This is a genomic window from Companilactobacillus baiquanensis (genome assembly GCF_003946605.1).
Classification (GTDB): Bacteria; Bacillota; Bacilli; order Lactobacillales; family Lactobacillaceae; genus Companilactobacillus; species Companilactobacillus baiquanensis.
Genome location: NZ_RHOQ01000002.1, coordinates 221874 through 243115, shown reverse-complemented (window position 1 = coordinate 243115; position 21242 = coordinate 221874). Strand labels below are relative to the sequence as shown.

At 35.3% G+C, this 21242-nt stretch carries 16 protein-coding genes; 9 read left to right on the top strand and 7 right to left on the bottom strand.

All coding sequences use genetic code 11. The features are described from left to right. Positions 1-160 precede the first annotated feature (160 nt). Both EKM77_RS04830 and EKM77_RS04825 read right to left on the bottom strand, forming a co-directional pair. On the bottom strand, positions 161-1585 hold the full coding sequence (locus EKM77_RS04830) for a C69 family dipeptidase (protein WP_125593085.1): 1425 nt from the start codon (positions 1583-1585) through the stop codon (positions 161-163). A gap of 127 nt (positions 1586-1712) precedes the next feature. Then, positions 1713-3629, bottom strand: coding sequence for a fructose-1,6-bisphosphatase (locus EKM77_RS04825; RefSeq protein ID WP_125592922.1), 1917 nt, complete (start codon positions 3627-3629; stop codon positions 1713-1715). 140 nt (positions 3630-3769) lie between these two features. On the opposite strand from EKM77_RS04825, the gene EKM77_RS04820 reads away from it, so the two are divergent. Then, positions 3770-4654, top strand: a complete 885-nt coding sequence (locus tag EKM77_RS04820; protein ID WP_125592921.1) for an aldo/keto reductase — start codon at positions 3770-3772, stop codon at positions 4652-4654. 439 nt (positions 4655-5093) lie between these two features. On the opposite strand, the gene EKM77_RS04815 is transcribed toward EKM77_RS04820, so the two are convergent. From EKM77_RS04815 to EKM77_RS04805, 3 genes are all read right to left on the bottom strand, one after another. Next, positions 5094-5885, bottom strand: a complete 792-nt coding sequence (locus tag EKM77_RS04815; protein ID WP_125592920.1) for a hypothetical protein — start codon at positions 5883-5885, stop codon at positions 5094-5096. Positions 5886-5974: 89 nt separating this feature from the next. Continuing rightward, positions 5975-6715, bottom strand: coding sequence for a hypothetical protein (locus EKM77_RS04810; RefSeq protein ID WP_125592919.1), 741 nt, complete (start codon positions 6713-6715; stop codon positions 5975-5977). A gap of 264 nt (positions 6716-6979) precedes the next feature. Continuing rightward, positions 6980-8281 carry a nucleobase:cation symporter-2 family protein gene (locus EKM77_RS04805; protein ID WP_125592918.1) on the bottom strand — a complete coding sequence of 434 codons (1302 nt, stop codon included), beginning with the start codon at positions 8279-8281 and terminating at the stop codon, positions 6980-6982. A 144-nt stretch (positions 8282-8425) separates the two neighbouring features. Here EKM77_RS04805 and EKM77_RS04800 point away from each other — a divergent pair, with 144 nt between their 5' ends. From EKM77_RS04800 to EKM77_RS04765, 8 genes are all read left to right on the top strand, one after another. Then, the gene (locus tag EKM77_RS04800; protein ID WP_125592917.1) at positions 8426-9862 is read left to right on the top strand and encodes a C69 family dipeptidase; all 1437 of its coding nucleotides are present in this window, start codon (positions 8426-8428) and stop codon (positions 9860-9862) included. 144 nt (positions 9863-10006) lie between these two features. After that, complete coding sequence (locus tag EKM77_RS04795; protein ID WP_125592916.1) at positions 10007-10930, top strand: DMT family transporter; 924 nt, start codon at positions 10007-10009, stop codon at positions 10928-10930. 20 nt (positions 10931-10950) lie between these two features. After that, positions 10951-11955, top strand: coding sequence for a D-2-hydroxyacid dehydrogenase (locus tag EKM77_RS04790; protein ID WP_125592915.1), 1005 nt, complete (start codon positions 10951-10953; stop codon positions 11953-11955). Positions 11956-12159: 204 nt separating this feature from the next. Further along, positions 12160-13167 carry a D-2-hydroxyacid dehydrogenase gene (locus EKM77_RS04785; protein WP_125592914.1) on the top strand — a complete coding sequence of 336 codons (1008 nt, stop codon included), beginning with the start codon at positions 12160-12162 and terminating at the stop codon, positions 13165-13167. A gap of 375 nt (positions 13168-13542) precedes the next feature. After that, on the top strand, positions 13543-14670 hold the full coding sequence (locus EKM77_RS04780; protein WP_125592913.1) for a 5-methyltetrahydropteroyltriglutamate--homocysteine S-methyltransferase: 1128 nt from the start codon (positions 13543-13545) through the stop codon (positions 14668-14670). A gap of 10 nt (positions 14671-14680) precedes the next feature. After that, positions 14681-15805 (top strand): 5-methyltetrahydropteroyltriglutamate--homocysteine S-methyltransferase, encoded by a 1125-nt coding sequence (locus EKM77_RS04775; RefSeq protein ID WP_125592912.1) that lies wholly within the window; start codon positions 14681-14683, stop codon positions 15803-15805. 241 nt (positions 15806-16046) lie between these two features. Continuing rightward, entirely contained in the window at positions 16047-16433 is a 387-nt protein-coding gene (locus EKM77_RS04770) for a YxeA family protein (protein WP_125592911.1), read from the top strand. Positions 16434-16621: 188 nt separating this feature from the next. After that, the gene (locus EKM77_RS04765) at positions 16622-17005 is read left to right on the top strand and encodes a YbaK/EbsC family protein (RefSeq protein ID WP_125592910.1); all 384 of its coding nucleotides are present in this window, start codon (positions 16622-16624) and stop codon (positions 17003-17005) included. Between the two features lie 4 nt (positions 17006-17009). On the opposite strand, the gene EKM77_RS04760 is transcribed toward EKM77_RS04765, so the two are convergent. Both EKM77_RS04760 and EKM77_RS04755 read right to left on the bottom strand, forming a co-directional pair. Next, positions 17010-19085 (bottom strand): SLAP domain-containing protein, encoded by a 2076-nt coding sequence (locus tag EKM77_RS04760; protein WP_164507715.1) that lies wholly within the window; start codon positions 19083-19085, stop codon positions 17010-17012. Further along, positions 19069-21201: an SLAP domain-containing protein gene (locus EKM77_RS04755; protein WP_125592908.1), complete on the bottom strand. Its 2133-nt coding sequence runs from the start codon at positions 21199-21201 to the stop codon at positions 19069-19071. The genes EKM77_RS04760 and EKM77_RS04755 overlap by 17 nt, the downstream gene beginning before the upstream one ends. Positions 21202-21242: the final 41 nt, after the last annotated feature.

Sequence of the window (21242 nt, the reverse complement as noted above, 5' to 3'; positions counted from 1 at the left end):
AGCCCGCAGTGATAGTGGTGTTAGCGATTTATCGCTTACTCCACTGGACGTATTTTAAGATTCGTGAACCTTGCGAAGCTTAAAATCGAGAGTTGATACCTTGGATCAACTCGGTCCTCATTGCAGGCTTATTTTCATTTTTGATTGGAGATAACAAGCTTTATAAGTTTTGACCCTTTTCCCAAGTTGTCTTTGATAAGAGTAATCCATGTTTTACTAACTCATCAAATAACTTATAAGTTCTCTTGGAAATTTCATTAGCTGTTTCAATGTTGTTCTTTGTCAAAGTATCTGTAATATCCTTTTTACCTTCGACTAAAGCATCTGTTGCAGCAATTCTTGAACGAGCATATGATTGACAACCATTTCTAAAGGCATTGATTGCTTCAACGTATTCGTGGAAATGAGGCTCGATCAATACTGACAAAGTCTTGTTCAACCAGTAAACATTATGAACATCAACTTCTTGTTGCGTATTCTTATAGTCTTCTGGAGTGTCATTAGCATTTGTATAGAATGGCACGTATGGTGCATAGGCAAAGAAGCCCATTGCTATCCATTGAACAGCAGCATATTCTGCTGGAACACCATTTCTAATTTGTAAAATAGATGATATTTGATTACGATCCATAGCGATTGAACGATATTTTCTTTGTTCATCAGCTGTACCTGAAGCATAAGTACCAAATGGATCATATGGTGTGCCATTATAATGTGATGATAGGAATTTTTGTACGTCTTCAATAGCTAGTTTCTTGGCTGGCTTACGAGTTAACGGCATATCTTGATCAGTTGGTTTTTGATCAATGATTTCCGGATTGAATAACTTTTGTCCATACCAAGTACGTGGCGTATTGTAGTAGGCATCGTCTTCGCCATGAGTTCCAAAGATCTCACGGAAATTAAACTTACCAGGAGTTGGATTCAAGTGATATTTTTCAACAAATTCTACTAAATCAGTTGCCACTAAGAAATTATCTTTGTCACTTGGATCGATTTCTTGAATCAAAGTTTGATTAGGAACGATAGCATAAGTATCTTCTGGCAAACGCATTGCTGCCCAGTGGTGTCCACCAACTATTTCTAATAACCAGACATCGTCATTATCATTAAAGGCGATACTGTTGCTTTCACCGGTACCATATTTTTCAATGAGAGCACCAAGTCTTTCAACACCCTCTTTAGCAGTCTTAATATATGGCAAAACTAGTGAAACCATAGCTTCTTCATCGACACCATCATGAACTAATGGATCGTATCCTAAAACACGAGCATTTGTAGCAGTAGTTTCAGTTGCACTCATACCAACATTAAATTCATTGATACCTGATTCTTCCCATTGACCGTCACTTTGATCAGCTTGTGGGGTACAAGTATAGTGATATGCGTGATCTGGCAAAGGTACACTGACACCAGTTACAACTGACTTAAACGAAGCATTCTTTTGATCCTTTGCTTCATGAACGATGTATTTAATTGGATTGATTGGACCATAACCATCTTGGTTACGGGCTACAATCGTGGAACCATCCATCGTTGCTCCTTTTCCTACTAATATTTCTGTACAATCGGAACTCTTCTTCATCATTATTGTTCCGCCTCCCTTACAACACCAGTATAGGATTCTAAATCTCTAAGTAAAGGAAATTTGTGAAGTTTTTCATTAAAAATATAGTCTAAAAAAAGCTTTAAATCAGAAATCGATTATTTGTCTAAGCTTTGATTGTTCGTTTATTATCAATTGCTTCTAGTCGAGCAGTTAAGTTCTGAATCTGTTTCTTCAAACTAGTACCAATATCAGTATCGCCAACAGTTGTCCGTTTAACAGATTGCTCGATAACACGTTTAGTAGAAACAACATCAGTCATATCGGCAATTGCTTTTTTACGAGTTGTGAAAGGTTCATGGGTTACCAACTGGAAGCCGTAGGAATTGGACAACAACGTATAACCACCGATTCCCGTAGTCTTGTGATATGGTTTTGACATCCCGCCATCGATGACAAAAATTTTCCTATTTGCCATGATCGGTGAATGGCCCAATTTGACTGGAGTATGACCGTTGATAATATGACCATTTTCAGGATCTAAACCAAATTCTTTTAATAACTCATCAGCAAACCACTCTTCTTTTCTCAAAGAATAGTATGGATTTTTAATTTCATGGTGAGTTTCGGTATCTTCAATAAAGTATCTTTCAAAAGTTGTCATTGCCAATTTACCAAATAATGGCGACATTTTACCAGTCCAAAGATACCAGATAATATCTGAGGTTTTACAATCCACTAAACTTGGTTTTTGGAAGCCACTTTTGAGAATTTTTTCAAAGAAATCAAATAAGCTCTTGCCAGCATATTCTTTACCACCAACAGTCCAGCTTAGCATTTTCCCGTCTTCATCAACTGGTACACAGCCGTGAAGTAATAAATTACCATTATATTTCAGATACATTGAGCCATTATTCATCATGTATGCCATATGGTAACGTAATTTTGGTGCATCAATAAATTGTTGTGATAAATCTATCAGAATTTTTTCTTCTTCGTCAGTTAATTTATAAGGATCATCTGGATCAACTAACTGGAAGCAGCCATCAACAACTGGATATGTTTTACCATCGATCTCAATCGTCTTTCTATCTTTACTTAATTTATCCAACAACATTCTTTCTGACATTTGAAAGTCTGGATTACGTGTAATTGCTTGACCTTCTAGTTTGAATTGCATAATGGCAATTGCTTGTTGAACACAATTATCATAGCAGGCATCATCATCTGGTATTTTGGCACCGGTATCTGATTTAGGTTTGAAAGAATCTAGCGGTTTATAATTTTTTTCCGCAAATTCACGGAGATCACTTAAACCAATTCCATAATTAGTCAATAGACGCAGATTATTGTAACGTGCACTGATCCTTATCAAATTTGCCATACAGAGTTTAGATCCTGCCGCACTACCGATCCAAAGGATGTCGTGATTCCCCCATTGAAAGTCCAAGCTTCCCCAGCGTTTCATCAAATGATCGATGATATAATCTGGGTGTGGACCACGATCATAAACATCACCAATAATGTGCAGATGATCGACCACTAATCTTTGAATAGTATGGCAAGTTGAAATAATAAAAGAATCCGCCATCCCTAGACGAATAATACTTTCCATTACTTCATAGTAATATTTGTATTTAGCATTGTCGTTTGCATCAGCATATAACAATTCCTCTGTTATATAGACAAAATCGTCTTTGATGGCTTTTCTAACTTTTGAACGTGTATATTTACTTGATGTGTAACGAAGCATCTCAATCAGTTCATTGAACGTATCAACATACCATTGGGACAAACTAGCCTGGTCAGGCATTTGTTCTTTAGTTTGCTTTACAATTTCTGAAGGATAATAAATTAAGAAAGCCAATTTCTTTTGGCTCTCGGCCGTAAGTCGACCAGTGAACAATTCGGAAATTTTTTGACGAGTATTTCCAGAACCGTTTCTCAAAATATGGGCAAATTCATCATATTCACCGTGAATATCGCTTACAAAGGCCTCAGTCCCTTTTGGTAAGTTCAAAATCGCCGAAAGATTAATAATTTCAGATTTAATTTCATTACTGGTTGTGAATAATTTTTCCATAATATCTAGTAGACCTCTTTCTAATGTAAAGGTTTTATACGTTGACAGCACGCAACAACTTGAACTATACCAAATATTCATTTGTTTTCCAAGTTTCACAAAATAATTTGCGTTAAAATATTAGTTATGGAGGTATATTTATGAGTTTAAATATCGAATCATGCGTAACTTTAAATAATGGTGTTAAAATGCCCCAATTAGGTATGGGGGTTTGGCAAGTAAACAATACACAAGCCGCTCAATCAGTTGAATGGGCTATAAAGCATGGCTACAAGGCCATCGATACAGCTAAACAATATGGTAACGAAAAAGGTGTTGGTATTGGTCTAAAAAAAGGACTTGCTGACAATCATCTAAAACGTGAAGATATTTTCTTAACTACCAAAATTTACAATGGCGATCAAGGTTATGAATCAACCTTAAAACAATTTGAAGGACAATTAAAAAACCTACAAACAGATTATGTAGACCTTCTACTTATCCACTGGCCAGTTGATGGCACTTATTTGTCAGCTTGGAAAGCACTAGAAGAAATCTATCGTCAAGGAAAAGCACGTGCTATCGGAGTATCAAACTTCAATATCACTAAATTACAAGATGTTTTAAAAACCGCCTCAGTTAAACCAGCCGTAAACCAAATGGAATTCCATCCTCTTTGCCAAGAAGAAGATATTAAGAATTTCTGTGATGAACAAAACATTTATTTGGAAGCTTGGTCACCACTAGGCAGCGGAACTGTTCTTAAAGATACAAGACTTCAAAAGATTGCTGACAAATATAACAAGTCAGTAGCTCAAGTGATCTTACGTTGGGATCTTCAACGTGATGTAATCACTATTCCAAAGTCATCTCACGAAGCAAGAATTGAACAAAATGCTGATATTTTTGATTTTGAATTAAGTGATGATGATGTAAACGAAATCAACGGTTTCGATATCGACAAGAGAAGTCTTTGGTATGGTAGCTTTACATGGCATGGTAATCCCGATGGTTATAAAGATTCTGTCGAACAATGGGATGACTAGCCGCAGCCGCCTCCAGAAACTAGGGAATTCATCTGCACTGGGACCGACTCGAGCCACTGTCTCGAGTCTCGATTTTGAGCTTTGCAAAGTTCGCAAATCTCAAAATACGTCCATGCTGTACGAACGGAAAATCGCCGTTCTACACCATTTTCAGTGCTGATTCACCCCCTAGTTTCTTCCGGCTAAATATTCAAAGACAATTTTTAGCTGGAGATTTTAAATAATGGAACCCGTTGTGACAGTAGAGTTGAACGGTGGGTTTCCGTTCTTACTCTACAGACGACTTTGAAAATTTGCGGTTTGTGCAAAGTTTCAAAGCGAGACTTCAGACCTTGGCTGAAGTCGGTCTCATAACGGGTGGAATTATTTAAAATCGGAAGCGGACCTAACAACTACAAACACAAAAAGCCTGGAAGATTTTATATCTTTCAAGCTTTTTTTAATATTTTTTCATTAAAATGTCACCTAATGATCCTTCTCTAAAATTGATATTACCTAACTTCTTGTCGATCATCATACCTGTTAAGTGGGCCTCAGAAATTAATTTAGGGAATTCTCTAGTTCCTACTGCTAAACCAGCTATCGCCCAAACTCTTGCATCAGTTACATTATTATTAATAACCGTAACTTGTTGAATATGACTTTTATTGCTGATCAAAGCATGTTTAACATCTTTGTCCTGCAAAGTTACAATTGAGGCATTTCTCAAATAATACGTTGCTGCTATCTGATCTGATTCTGGCTTAGGGATCATGATTACCCAACGATAGTCACTGTTTATTTTGGTACTGATCTTAGTGTTACTAGTATCATTGAATTTAACGGCTACAATATTGGCCTCATTCAATAATGGTTTCAAATATTTATTAAAGCCTTCATCAATGATCCAGCCTTTTATCAATTCGGTTGGGTCATATTTACTACCAAAATTGGTACTGAAATAATGATGCGTCATCTGTTCGGCAATTACTGTTTGAGTGTAAATATCACTAAATGTGGCAGATTCCATTAAAGGTTTTTGACTTCCTGATTGAAATTCTGCAACTAATGAATTTTTTCTATCTGGAGAAAACTGTCTGTCCATTTCTCTTAAGTAATCTTCAATATTTTGTGATGCAATTTGAAATAATTCTTTTACTGTTTCTGTATTATCATTTGTAATTAATTTTATTGAGTATTGATTGTCCGTATCGCCAACCTTACAGCTCAACGAATTATATTTTTCTACCATAGGCAAGCTCCTTTTTATTTGATTATACTTAGAAGTATAAATCCAATTTGTGAAGTTCCTATGACATAAAGTTGTCCTTAATAAGAAGTTTAAGCTTGTCCTAAAATTCCATCTCTAAATGGTATCGATCTTGTTTGATTGAACAAGACTCCAGTCAATTTTGATTTCCAAACCATTCTTGAAAACCTGTCCATACCAATGGTTACACCCGTATTTGACCAAATATTGGCCTCTACCAAATCATAACTAAAGATGGTCGCTTGTTGAATCGAATCGTTATTTGATTTCGAAGTAGAAACTGACCCATTTTTCAAATAATAACCTGTCATACTTTGTGAATCAGTCGGATTTCTAATACCGATCTCCCAGTAAAAATCGTCACCTTTTCTAGTAGCAACTTTCATATCTCCACCGCTATTCATAGAAATACCGCTGATAATGGAACTATTTAGAAGTGGACGCAAGTTACTCTCAAAGATTTTATCGACCATCCAACTTTTTATTAAACTGTCAAACTTTGAATTCCTTATTGATTTCTCAGAAGAAGCCTTATTATTAATTTTATTGGCTGATTTAGCTTGAGCAAATACTGATTGTAAAACATCATCATTAATCTCTGTGCTGTTTTCAAAGTCGGCAACCAAAGAATCTTTTCTAAAAGGATAAGGTTCATCAATTATTTCAGCAATTTCTTTTTCGATTGCATAACAAGTTTGATGAAAAATATCTTGTGCTACAATATCGTAATTTTTAGTGGCTAACTTAACTGTAAACGAGTTACCCATCGCTTCTATAATACGGCTAGGAAAGTAATATTTAGTTTCTGTCATAATATTTACCTGCTTTCTTATTTTTGCCGATTATATTGACCAAATGTGAATTTTTTGTGATCCAGGATTTAAAACATAAAAAACAGGATGTGATTTTCGTCACATCCTCCTGTTGTATTACGATTATTATTTATTGAAACGCGTGCCATAAGGCAGAGACCTCGCTTATCTACGAATATCGAACAATTGAAAGTACACAATTATTCGATATTCTAGGATATGCTCGGTCTCTAACCGCCTTATGTCAGGCTCTGTTACCTTAATTTAACTATGAAATTTCTTTTCCCCTTGGGGATTCAATAAAATATTTAACAAAATTGCGGAGAAACTTCCGACAACTAGACCATTATTTAAAATTGTTTGTAAACTTGATGGCAAAATGTGTAATAAAGTAGGTTGAACAGTAACACCTAAACCTAAACCAATGGCAACTGCCATGATCAAAAGATTGTTGTTATCCATTCTAACTTTAGTTAACATCTTGATACCTTCGGCTCCAACTGTACCAAACATGATCAACATTGCTCCACCTAAAACTGAAGTTGGTATCAATGTTGCTATGGCACCGACCTTAGGGATCAATCCTAATATAATTAACAAGAAAGCTGAAAAATAAACTGGTTTGTTCTTTTTAATTCCTGATAATTGCACAATGGCAACATTTTGAGAGAAAGTTGAATATGGGAAAGTATTGAAGATTCCACCAAGAATGGCAGCGATACCTTCAGATGCATATCCATGTTGCAGATCCTTCTCGTTTAAATCTCTTTTAGTAATTTCGGCTAAAGCATAATAAACACCGGTCGACTCGATCATACATGTTAAAGCTGCCAAAATCATAATGATAATTGAAGACCATTCAAATTTAGGAGCGGCAAAATAGAAGGGAATAGGAAGTTGGAACCAATGCGCATTATGAACACTAGCAAAGCCCATCGTTCCCATTAATCCTGCCATAACCGAACCAACGACGATCCCGATCAAAACAGATATTTGTTTAAAAAATCCTTTACCGACAATATTTATAATTACAATAATTAAAGCAGTAGTGAATCCTAAAATTAAATCAGTTGAGCCGCCAAAACTTTTAGCAGTGGCATCTCCACCACCGATATTTTGAAAAGCTACCGGAATCAAAGTAAATCCGATCAATGTGATCAATGATCCCGTAACAACTGGAGGGAAAAATCTTTTTAATTTGGCAAAGAATTTAGAGATAACTAAGATGAAAATCCCAGCCGCAATAATACCTCCATACATGTACGCAATACCATAATGATGTCCAATATTTTGTAACGGCGTTACGTACTCAACAGCAGATCCTAAAACAACGGGCAATCCGATACCAGTAATTGGTGTTCGTTTAATTTGGAGTAATGTCGCCACCCCACACATAAAAATATCCACTGAAATTAAATAAGTCATTTCCGTGGCAGAGAAGTTTAGAGCCGCACCAATTAAAATCGGTATTAAAATATCCCCAGAATACATTGCTAAAAGATGTTGAAACCCTAATAAAAGATTCTTCAAAAATGAATCTTCAGAATCATGCACTTTTAAGTCCATATTTTTCCTCCTATAAGTTACACAAATTATAGCATTTTTTCTGAAAATATATAACATGGCCTAAGTAAATAAGTCTTTTTCTTCAAAGGGCTAAATTATTTGTGATAGAATTGTCTATCGTATGAAAGAGGAGGATCTATATATATGAAGAAAAATCATTTGGATGACGCATGTACAACTATTTTAGTCGGTAAAAATGCCAGTTTGGATGGATCAACAATGATCGCCAGAAACGACGATACTTTTCTCGCCGTTTCACCACACAATTTCGTTTTGAACCCAGCTGTAACGGGTGAAAAAAATCGCACTGTTAAATCATGGCTCAATAAATTTGAGGCACCAATTCCCGAAAATGGATATTCATGGCCAGCTGTACCTAACGTTGACTATAAAAATGAAGGCTACTATGACGAAAGTGGTATCAATGGTGCCAATGTCGCTATGTCAGCCACAGAGAGTACTTATGGAAACGAACGCGCTTTGTCATACGATCCCCTTGTAAAAGATGGTATGGACGAAGACGTTATCGTTAGAATGGTATTACCTTACGTAGATTCAGCTGTCGATGCAGTTAAACGCACTGGTGACTTGATCAAAGAATACGGATCACCTGCTGGAAATTCTGTTTTATTCAGTGATAAAGATGACGTTTGGTATATGGAAATCGTAACTGGTCATCACTGGGTAGCCCAAAGAATCCCTGATGACAGTTATGCAGTCGCCGCTAACCGTGTATCAATTCAACAAGTCGACTTTAACGATCCTAAACAATTCATGTGGTCAGATGGTATTCAAGAATTCGTTGAAAATAATCATCTAAACACAGACAAAACAGGTTGGAATTTCCGTCATATTTTTGGAACTGACAACGTTAAAGATCGTCACTATAACACTCCACGTGTTTGGTTTGGTCAAAAATATTTCAACCCTGAAATAAAACAAGATCCAGAAGATGGTGAATTACCTTTCATCATGAAGACAGATCACAAGATCAATGTTGAAGATATTGAATACGTTTTAGGATCACACTACAATGAAACAAAATTCGATCCATTCAGTCCTGATGCTTCTGATGACGATAAATATCGTTATCGTCCAATCGGATTGAACCGTACTCAAAACTCACACGTTCTTCAAATCAGAAACGATGTACCTAAAGAAATCGCCGCAATCATGTGGTTATGTGTTGGTTTCCCTAGCTTCTCACCATATGTTCCTTTCTATACAAACATGAACGATACAGCTAAGAGTTACCAAAACACATCTATGACTTTTGATGTTAAAAACTCATACTGGATGTACAAAGGTTTGTCAGCTCTAGTTGAATCACGCTACCAAAACTTCGTTCAAGATGATACTGATTATTTGATCGAATTAAACGAAAAATTCCGTTCAAGTATTATCGAAACTGATAAGTTATCAAAAGAATACTCAGGTGAAGATCTAACACAATTTTTAACTGACAGAAATCAAAAACTTGTTGCTGAAACAGAAGCTAAAACTATGGATCTATACGGTAAACTATTTACTAAGTCGATCAATATGTCTAAGTTAACTTTCAATATGGATAAAAATTTATAAAATAAATACACGTTTTGGAAAAATCCAAAGCGTGTTTTTTTGTTTTTATCATAATTAAACCTATAATCAATTTGATTGAAAAAATAATAAACTATTTCTTTAGTTGAATGTATAATATTGGTTATGAGTTTTTAGGAGGAAATTATGGAAGAAAGTAAGTTACTTGCCAAGAAGACCCTGCGAAAGGGATTCATTCTTGCTTTCACCGCGTCCATGGTTTGGGGAGTTTCCGGTGCCGTTCAGCAAATTGTTGCTAAAGATGCCAATATCCCTGCCATGTGGTTTGTCGGTACCAGAACTACCATTGCCGGAATAATTCTACTAGTTATTTCGCTATTCGTTTTACCAAAAAAGGAATTCTTTTCGATTTTTAAGTCGTGGAAAGATACTTTGATCTTGGTCGCTTTTGCGGCATTTGGTCTATTAGCTAATATGTATACATTTTTCTATGCGATTCAAACAGGAAATTCTTCAACTGCCACAATTTTACAGTATCTATCGCCATTATTTATTATGGTAGGTGCAGTCTTATTTACACACAAAAAAGTTCTAAGAATTGATATTATTTCCTTTACCTTAGCATTATTGGGTGTTTTTCTACTAATTACGAGAGGAGACTTTGGACACCTGTCCATTCCTTTTGTATCAGTGCTTTGGGGTATCGGAAGTGGTATCACTGCCGCTCTTTATATCGTTATACCGCAACGATTGATTGCCAGACATAATGGACTTTTAGTTACTGGCTGGGGGATGCTTATCGCTGGTTTGATTTCTAACTGTTTTACCCCGATCTGGATTAATCCCCCTCACCTGTCAACTAAGAGTATACTAGGTGTTGGTGCCGTTATTCTGCTTAGTAATGTGATTGCATTTTTGTTGATGGTCTTCAGTACAAAATATACTACTGCCGCTACAATAAGTATCACCGACGCGGTGCAACCATTCACCACCTTAGTATTGAGTGTCATATTCCTTGCTTATAGCGTCAATTTTGTTGAAATTATCGGTTCAATAATTGTTGTCTTCGCTATTTACATTCTAAACAGATACGATACCAACACAAATTAATAAGGAGGTCACACCAAGCTATGAAAATTTTTGCTTATGGAATTCGTGATGATGAAAAACCATCTATGGAGAAATGGGAGAAAGAAAATCCAGATGTAGAGGTCGGTTACACAGATCAATTGTTAACACAGGAGACAGCCAAATTGGCTGATGGTGCTAACGGTGTAGTTACCCTTCAAACAACACCTTACGAGAGAGGTGCTCTGGAGGCTCTAAAAGAACAAGGTATCCAATCTATTTCTATTCGCAATGTTGGTGTTGATAATTTTAATTTTAAAGATTTAAATGAATTAGGTTTCAAATTAACTAACGTACCAGTTTATTCACCAAATGCTATTGCCGAGCATACCGTTCTTTTAATGGGACGTTTGCTTCGTCGTGTTCCAGAGGTTGATACTAAATTTGATAATGGAGATTTCACTTGGGCACCAACGATCGGTAAAGAATATCGTGAACAAACAGTTGGTGTTATTGGAACTGGTCACATTGGCCGTGTCGTTATCAAAATTTTACAAGGATTCGGTGCTAAAGTTATCGCCTATGATGTTTACCACAATCCTGACATTGAAAAACAAGGTCTTTATGTAGATTCTCTTGAAGATATCTATAAACAATCAGATGTTATTACTTTGCATGTTCCATTATTCGACAGTAATAAATATATGATCAATGAAAAAGCTATTGAACAAATGAAGGATGGTGTCTTCATCGTCAACTGTGCCCGTGGTGAATTGATCGATTCAGAGGCCTTAATTAAAGGTCTTGATGACAAAAAAATTGCTGGTGCCGGACTTGATGTTCTTGATAGAGAAAACCGAGTCTTTGGTAAAAAATGGGGCAGCATTGATAACCTTCCCGATTCAGATATTAAGAATTTGGCTGAACGTGAAAATGTTATTATCACTCCACATAATGCTTTCTACACAGAAACAGCCGTCCATAATATGATCAAAATTTCCTTTGATTCCAATAAAGCTTTGATCGAAGGACAAACACCAGATACATTGATAGATACAAATAAATAGAACAGAGCGTGCGGAGGTCTCTGCCTTATGGCACGCATTTCAACGAAATACACAAAAAGGATCATGACTTTTGTCATGGTCCTTTTATTATTAATAAAAATTACGCTTTCATTTTTCAAAATTTGAGTTACACTAATAGTCACTAGTCTTTGATTAGAAAAAAATTAGATTTCTAATCAAACTCAAAGAAAGAGGGATTTTTTTATGAAGATATACGTTTTTGGTCTCAGAGAAGACGAAATTGAACCTTTAAACCAATGGAAAGCTGCTAACACAGACGTTGATGTCGATTATACGACTGAAATTCTAACAGAAGAAACAGCTAATTTGGCTAAAGGTGCAGATGGGGTTGTAGCTGTTCAAACTCAACCCTATACTCGCAAAGCCTTAGAAATCATTCATGACCTTGGAATTAGTAAATTCTCCGTTAGAAATGTTGGTTTAGACGGATTTAATTTTAAGGATCTAAATGATTTTGGCTTTACTCTAACGTATGTCCCTGTCTATTCCCCCAATGCGATTGCTGAGCACGCATCATTTTTAGTTGGTCGTCTGCTTCGTCGTGTACCAGAATTTGACAAAAAATTTCAAAGTGGAAACTTCAAATGGTTCCCAACGATAGGTACAGAAATCAGCGGCAAAACTGTTGGTGTAATTGGTACTGGACACATCGGAAGTGTCTTTGCCCGTATTATGCAATTTGGTTACGGTGCTAATGTCATTGCTTACGACATTGATCCAAATCCTGCTCTAGAAAATCTAGGTATCTATGTTGATACCCTCGATGAATTACTGGAAAAATCAGATATTATTTCAATTCATACCCCACTAGCTCCAAAAGATCATCATATGTTAGATGCCGATGCCATTAACAAAATGAAAAACGGTGTTTACTTGATCAACTGTGCCCGTGGTGGTTTATTGGACAATCAAGCTTTAATAGATGGTCTTAATAGCGGTAAAATTGCCGGTGCCGGTTTAGATGTACTAGAAAATGAAAATGGTATTTTCCAAAATGAATTTAACAGTGTCGAAGACGTTGATGATGAAGTATTCCAAAATTTGGCTCATCGTGACAATGTTATCATTACACCGCACACAGCCTTCTATACAGAACGTGCTGTCCACAATATGATTTTTGATTCTATGAATGATAATAAATTGATGATTTCAGGTAAAGAACCAAAAAATGCAGTTGATACTCACAAATAGTATTGACAAGCAATTTATCAAGGTGTAACTTATTCACCAATCAATTAAAACTTATTTAATTTTATTAGACGTTGAAGAGAAGAGTAGATCAATTAGTAGTTTTGAATAGTGACCGCCAGATGGTGAAAAGGCGGAACGAAACCTTGATCGAAGATGAGCTTGGAGTCTTACTTAGGTGCAAGCCGAAAGTACGCAAGGATGCGATATCATCCCGGACATGTTAGTGTCGTTGAGGTATTTTGTGTAAGCGAAATATGAATTAGGGTGGTATCACGGGTGATCGTCCCTACATTGCAGAGAAATTCTGTGTATGTAGGGACGTTTTTTTTATTGAATAAATTTTAAACTATTAAAACTTTTTGGAGGATTTTAAATATGACTATTACAAAACAAAAGATTGGATTTCAACACGTAGGAAGTTTCTTAAGACCAGCAGCTTTAAAACAAGCTAGAAAAGATTTTAAAGAAGGAAAAATAACTCAAGAAAATTTACGAGATGTAGAAGATGAAGCCATTTATCATCTAGTCGAGCAACAAAAAGAAGCCGGTTTAGACTATGCAACTGATGGTGAATTTCGTCGTTCATATTGGCATTTAGATTTCTTTTGGGGCTTTGAAGGTGTTGATCATACTCATAACGGTGAAGGTTATGATTTTTCAAAAGGAAGATCACGTGATGATACAGCCGTTTTAACAGATAGAATTAGTTTTGATAAGAACACTCACCCATTTATCGAAGATTTTAAATATTTGAAATCAGTTACCGATGAAATTGGTGGTATATTACCAAAGCAAACTATCCCCGCTCCCGCTCAACTTTATCGTGAATTAACTCGTGACAAAAACCAAGAAGCTCTGGATCGAATTTACCCAGATAAAGACCAATTATATAAAGATGTCGAAACAGCTTACCATGATGCTTTAATCGCCTTTTATGAAGCCGGTGCTAAAGTAGTCCAATTAGATGACTGTTCTTGGGGCAGATTGCTTGATAGTAAGTTCGTTGCCACACCAGAAGGTCAAAAACTGGTTAAAGAACGAGTTCAAGATATTTATCTAAAATTGAATAACGGCGCAATTGCTGATTTACCAGAAGATCTAACTATCAATACACATGTTTGTCGTGGTAACTTCCATTCAGATTTCTTATTCTCTGGTGGATATGGTCCAGTAGCTGATAACTTGTTTGGTCAAGAAAATGTCGACACATACTTCTTAGAATATGATTCCGATCGTGCCGGTGGTTTTGAACCACTCGCTAAAGTATCCGGAGATAAGCGAGTTGTTTTAGGATTAGTTACTTCTAAAAAGGGTGAACTTGAAGATCGTCAAGTCATCATCGACCGCATTAAAGAAGCCAGCAAATATTTACCACTAGATCGTCTCTGGTTATCAACTCAATGTGGATTTGCCTCGACTGAAGAAGGCAATGTTATCACCGAAGAACAACAATGGGAAAAATTAGCATTAGTAAAATCAATCATCGAAGAAATTTGGGGCTAGGAGAAAAAATATGACTATTACAAAACAAAAAATTGGATTCCAACACGTAGGAAGTTTCTTAAGACCAGCAGTTTTAAAACAAGCAAGACAAGATTTCACTGATAAAAAAATCGATCAAACTGCTTTAACAACCGTTGAAAATGAAGCAATTAGAGATTTAGTAAACAAAGAAATAGATGCCGGACTAGACTATGTTACTGATGGCGAATTTCGCCGTTCATACTGGCATTTAGACTTCTTCTGGGGATTTGAAGGAATCGATCATATTCATTATGGCGAAGGTTATAATTTTGCCCACGAGGAAACACGTGATGATACCGCTATTCTTTCAGGTAAAATTAAATTTAACGCTCAAAGCCATCCCTTCATTCAACATTTTAAATTCTTAAAATCTTTAACTGACGGTACAGAAGCTGAACCAAAACAAACTATCCCAGCCCCTGCACAACTTTATATCGAATTAGTCCGTGGTACTAATGCCGATAAGATCAAAGAATTTTATGATACTGATGAAGAACTATTTGAAGATATTGAAACAGCCTACCATGATGCAATTTTGGCATTTTATGATGAAGGAGCCAGAGTTATCCAGTTAGACGACTGTTCTTGGGGCTTATTCTTAGATGATAAATTCTTAGCCACTCCAGATGGCAAAGCCTATGCAGAATCAGGTATTCAAGATATCCTTCTAAAATTGAATAATGGTGCTATCAAGGATCTACCAGACGACTTAACTATCAATACACACGTTTGTCGTGGTAATTATCATTCAGATTTCGCCTTTGCCGGTGGATATGGTCCAGTAGCCGACACATTGTTTGCTCATGAAAATGTCTCAACTTACTTCTTGGAATATGATTCATCAAGAGCTGGTAATTTTGAACCATTAGCTAAAGTTTCTGGTGATAAAAATGTAGTTCTCGGCTTGATCACTTCAAAAGATGGAAAACTTGAAGATCGTCAAGTAATCATTGATCGTATCAAAGAAGCCAGCCAATACTTACCTCTTGATCGTCTTTGGTTATCAACTCAATGCGGCTTTGCCTCAACTGAAGAAGGCAATACCCTTTCAGAAAATCAAGAATGGGATAAATTAAAACTAGTTAAGTCAATTATTGATGAGGTATGGGGTTAATATAATTGAAAACGTTTTCAAAAAGTGTTATAAAGAAGTTGTAGAAAAGGTTTATAAAAAGTTGGAGGTGTTATTATGTGGAACTTTATCGCACGCATATTCAACGGAATTGTAGACTATACCATCAACTTCGACTGGTGGGGATTTAAATAGGGGCTTACAAATCCGTAAGAGTATTGTAAGTAAAACAAATGTCTAAATAGTAATAAAAACTTTAGTATATTCTCTGGAGGTAAGATAAATGAGAAGTTTACTAAAGTTTTTATTTATTTCAGTTATTGTTGCCGGAGGATTGTACTTAGCAGTTTGTTTTCATGCTAAAGATAGTACCGATCAATTCTCACAAGCAGTCAATCAATACAATTTTCTAGTTAAGCGAGAATCTCGCTACGTTAAGATCGACAACACAAATGCCAAAGATAAGGACGGTTATGGTAATTATTACTACAACCTATTAAGCTATGATGAAAACGGAAACCCGCACAAAGTGGAATTTATGGGGATGGGAAAACTGAAACAAAACCATTACTTAAAATTAGACACTAAAGGCAGCTATGTTTATACATACAAGGAAGTTTTCAAAAAAAATATGCCAAGTGATGTTTATACAAAATTGAATACACAGTAAAAATAAGACAAACCAGAAATTTGGTTTGTCTTATTTAGTCTTTTAGGGTTTAAACTTATCATAAATAGTTTGCTTTGAAATATATATAGAAAGAAAGATTGATCAATTTGGAAACAAACATCTATTTAGATAGGCTCAAAGAACAGCACATAGATTTTAAAGTCATTGAACACCAACCAGTTTTTCACATGAATGATTTACCAGAAATGCAGAATAAATGTACCCTCGTCAAAAATCTATTTATATTCGATAAAAAACACGAAAAATATTATTTGATTTTAGAAAATGCCGATAGCAAATTAGACTTCAAAAAATTAGCCGATCAACTAAACACCAGTCGCAGCAGTTTACAATTTGCGGACACAAAAGTCTTAAAAACAGTCTCTGGAATGGTCAGCCCACTAATATTGGAAGCCGACCTGCCACTGCACATTTTAGCCAATGCCGACTTGATAAATAAAAATGATTTAGGATTTCACGCTGGTACCAATACTGAAACAATTGTTATTACTTACCATGCTCTATTAAATTTTCTAAATTCATTGAACTACATGATTGAAATCTTAAAATAAGAAACTAATCAGTATATTCGTCAACTTCATTAGCGTTCACAAAACCATTAGTTGATACTCGATAATACTTGTCTCCATTGACAGTAGTATAACGGTCAGTCTTCCATTCGGTTGATTTTTCTAAAGCACGGTCAGTTAATTCACCAGTTGCTTTTTTAATCCTGGAACGCTTATCTTGGTGAACTCGAATCTTCGAATTGATATCTGTATAAACATATAAATCACTTGCTTTTACCCAAGCGTTGGTTGATACACGATAATAAGTTACTCCATCTAATATCATTTTCTGATCATTTTTCCAGTCAGAATTTTGAGAAAGTTTCACATCAGAAATTTGTTTGCCATCATTGTCATAAAGAGTAGTTGTTTTATTGAACGTTGCTACTTTTTGGTCAATGGTGGTTATTTTTTTATCTGTGGATGTGTTGTTTGTGTTATTGTTCTCAGGTTCTATGTAGTGGTCGAAATGTACTTCGAATAAGTTTAATTTTTGACCAGATATATTCTTCGATGCATCTACTGGTAAGTTATTTTGAGCAAAATCAATAGAATTATTAAAAATATCTTTTAAATTATCTCCTGAAACTCCAATTGTATTCAAAGAAGAAAAAGGAAGTCCTTCTGCATCAGTTGGATCAACATATCTATTCATATAAAAATATGATTTATCCAATTCCAAAGAATCATTATCAAAATACTTGTCCAATATAGTTTGATCCATCTGACTAGCGGGGTCACTCATTCCAAAAGGAACTTCAATATCAAATGTTTCATCGGGATGTCCATCATCATATTTAACCGTAACGGTCGCAACATATGGAGCTAATTTTATTAAATGGACTGTGAACACTTGATCACTATTATCAATTTTTAAGTCATCATCATTAAAATCATCTGAAAAAACATATCCTAATATAGGATCCACTTCGGCATATGCGTTAATAAATCCAGTTTTTTCTTCTGATTTAATCAGATCATTATTCTCATCTACATAATTAACTTTATACTTTGCTTTTTCGTTTTCTACCAGCGTCCAAGTCGTCTTTCCTATATTTGGATTATCATTATAATATCCAACCAAACTATCAGCAAATTCAGACAAGTCACTGGACCAGCATTTATATCTGATCTTATTGAATGTATCAATTCCAGTATCGGTAATATTAGCATTAGCTGGCAAAGTTATAGATTTCCTTTTTACTTCTGTAGCTGAGTTATTCGACACATCAAACATTAAGTTATAATCACCAGAGTTTTCATTATCCAAGTGCATGGCAGATACATCTAAATTTTCCAATGCATAATCACTCTGAAACATACTATCGGCCGCCGTAATTTTTCCAGTGAAAGCGTTCTTCAATGATACAGTTTCTAAATTCGGACAATTAGATATAAAATTGGATAAACTCACTCCGTCTTTATTAAATTCTGTACCATCAAAATTGGCTGTTTTTAAAAATTGGCAATTAGAAAACATGGCGCTGGTAAGTTTCAATTTAGGAGCATTTATATTTTCCATTGATACAGATTCTAACCCCGTATTGCTAAACATATTCACACTATTTTCAACATTTTCCCAATTAAACATTCCAAGATCGATATCTTTAAGATTCCCATCATCTGAGAACATTCCTTTAAAACTGGTTGTTTTAGATGTATCAAATTGTGCATTAGAAGCAACCGAAACAGATTTTAGATTTGGAGTAGAGCTAAATAAACGCTCCAAACTGCTACCTGCTTTAACATCACCTTCAAAAATTACCGACTTTATTTTATCGCCTACTGAACCATCGCTGTCTTGCAGATTATTCCAAAAACCGGAAACAGAATTGTCATCCCAAGTACCTGATTGGATTTTTAACACTCCATTAGCATCAATGGACCAATCACTACCACTTTCTCCACCGATTTTCCCGTATTCAGCACTCGTCGCAATATATTCATCGTTTTTAACGATATCAGATTGTGGTGCTGTGTCAGCTTTAACGGTATCTTGATTGATCCAAATTATCCCACCAGTCATAAAAATCAGTGGTGCAATAAATTTTATTTTCTTATTTATATTAGTCAAAATACTCACTTACTTCCCCGTCTTTAACGAAACCTTCAGTCGATACACGATAATACTTTTCGCCGTTTATCATTGTGTAACGGTCAGTCTTCCACTCGGTTGATTTTTCTAGTGCTCGATCAGTTAATTCACTAGTTGCCTTTATTACTCTGGTATCTTTATCTTCATTGACTCTAACCTTAGAAAAGTTGTCGATATAAACGTAAACATCGTTGGCCTTTACCCAAGCGTTGGTTGATACACGATAATAAGTTACCCCATCTAATACCATTTTCTGATCATTTTTCCAATCAGAATTCTTAGCTAACTTAATATCAGAAATCATTTTCCCGTTAATATCATAAAGATCGGTAACTTTATCTCCGAATGTAGCTGATTTTTGATTGATTTCAGTAATATCTCTATCTGTGGCTGTTCCACCGTTATTACCACCCGGTTTTGTTGCTGTTTCAACGTATTTATCATAATAAACACTGAAAGCATTGAATGTTTTGCCGGATTTTTCAAGACTTCCTGGCCCAACTGATGAGGGATGTTTTTCAATAACATTAATTGCTCCATCAAAGAAGGAACTTAAACTAGTATTCACTACACTAAATTGATCTTTTGCCGCGTTGAAATCCATAGATTCTGCTTGATCATCAGGCCCACCCGTCAAAATATCGGAAATTCTAACTGTGGATTTTTGTAGATTTAAAGTATCATTATTAGAGTATTTATCGAGTATAGAATGATCTATCTCCTTAGTAGGATCAGTTACTCCAATCGGAACACTAATTTCAAATGATTCTCCAGGATGTCCATCCCCATATTCAACTGATACAACGATCGTATATGGTTTTAATTCTTTCATAGTTATTACGAATTCTTGATTTGGATTTGAAGTTATTGTGGGATCGTTAGGTTCCATAGACACAGGATAATATCCTGCTATTTTAGTAATATCAATCAGATCGCCTACAATTCCATTCCCATTTACAGTTTTAATAATCTTTCCATTTTCATCCTTATAGATAACTTTATAATCAGCTTTATCCCTATCTGCAAGTGTCCAAGTTGTCTTTCCTATATCATGCTTTTCATAATATTCAATCAAATAAGTTAAAATATCATCTGATGATTCAGTCTTCCAGCCTTGAAATCTATTAGAATCATACAAATCAATCGATGAACCAGAAATATTGGCATTAGCCGGTAAAGTTATGGATTGTAGTTTTATATTCGCCAAATCGTTTTGAGCAAATCTAAACATGTTTTGTACACTAGTATCGTCACTTAAATTCATTGAAGAAACATCCAAATTTTCAATACTATAATCATTATCGAATAAAGAACTAGTATTATTTATATTCCCCGTAAAAGCATTAGTTAAATCGACTTCTTTTAAATGTATACAATTACTTAACAGATTGTGAATATCGAGTTCATCCATGCTAAATTCTGTATTATTGAAACTTGCACTAACTAGATTAGTACAACCAAGAAACATAGATGCTGCGCTCTTGAGCTTATTTGCCTTAATCCCATCCATTGATACAGTAGATAGTTGTGAATTATTAAACATGTCATCACTACTTGTAACATTGTCCCAATTCAAATTATTCATATCAAAACTTTTAAGTGCCGTATTCAAAAACATCTGATTAAAGTTTGTAGTATTACTAGTGTCGAATTTGACCCCGTCAGAAAATGATACTGATTCTAAGCTTTCAGCATTACTGAACAATCCCTCTAAACTAGCTCCAGCAATAACATTGCCTTCAAAAACAACTGATTTGATTTCATTTTGTAATTCGACCGTTGATCCATCGTTAGCTTTCAAATTATTCCAAAATTCAGATACAGAGGAATCATCCCAAGTACCAGCTTGAATATGAAGAACTCCACCGGCATCAATGGCCCAATCACTACCATTTTCTCCACCAATTTTTCCGTATTCAGCACTTGTCGCAATATCATTAGTATTTTCATCAGTACTTGCTGCAACTTGTGGAGATACATCAGCTTTAACTGTATTTTGCTGCACCCCGATAGTTATCCCCGACAACAAAAGTGCTGGAGCCAACATTAGTATATTTTTATTTATGTAATCGCTTACTTTAAATTTCACCTTGTTTTCTTCCATAATATTCTCCCTGAAATATTTAGTTTTATATAAATAAAATT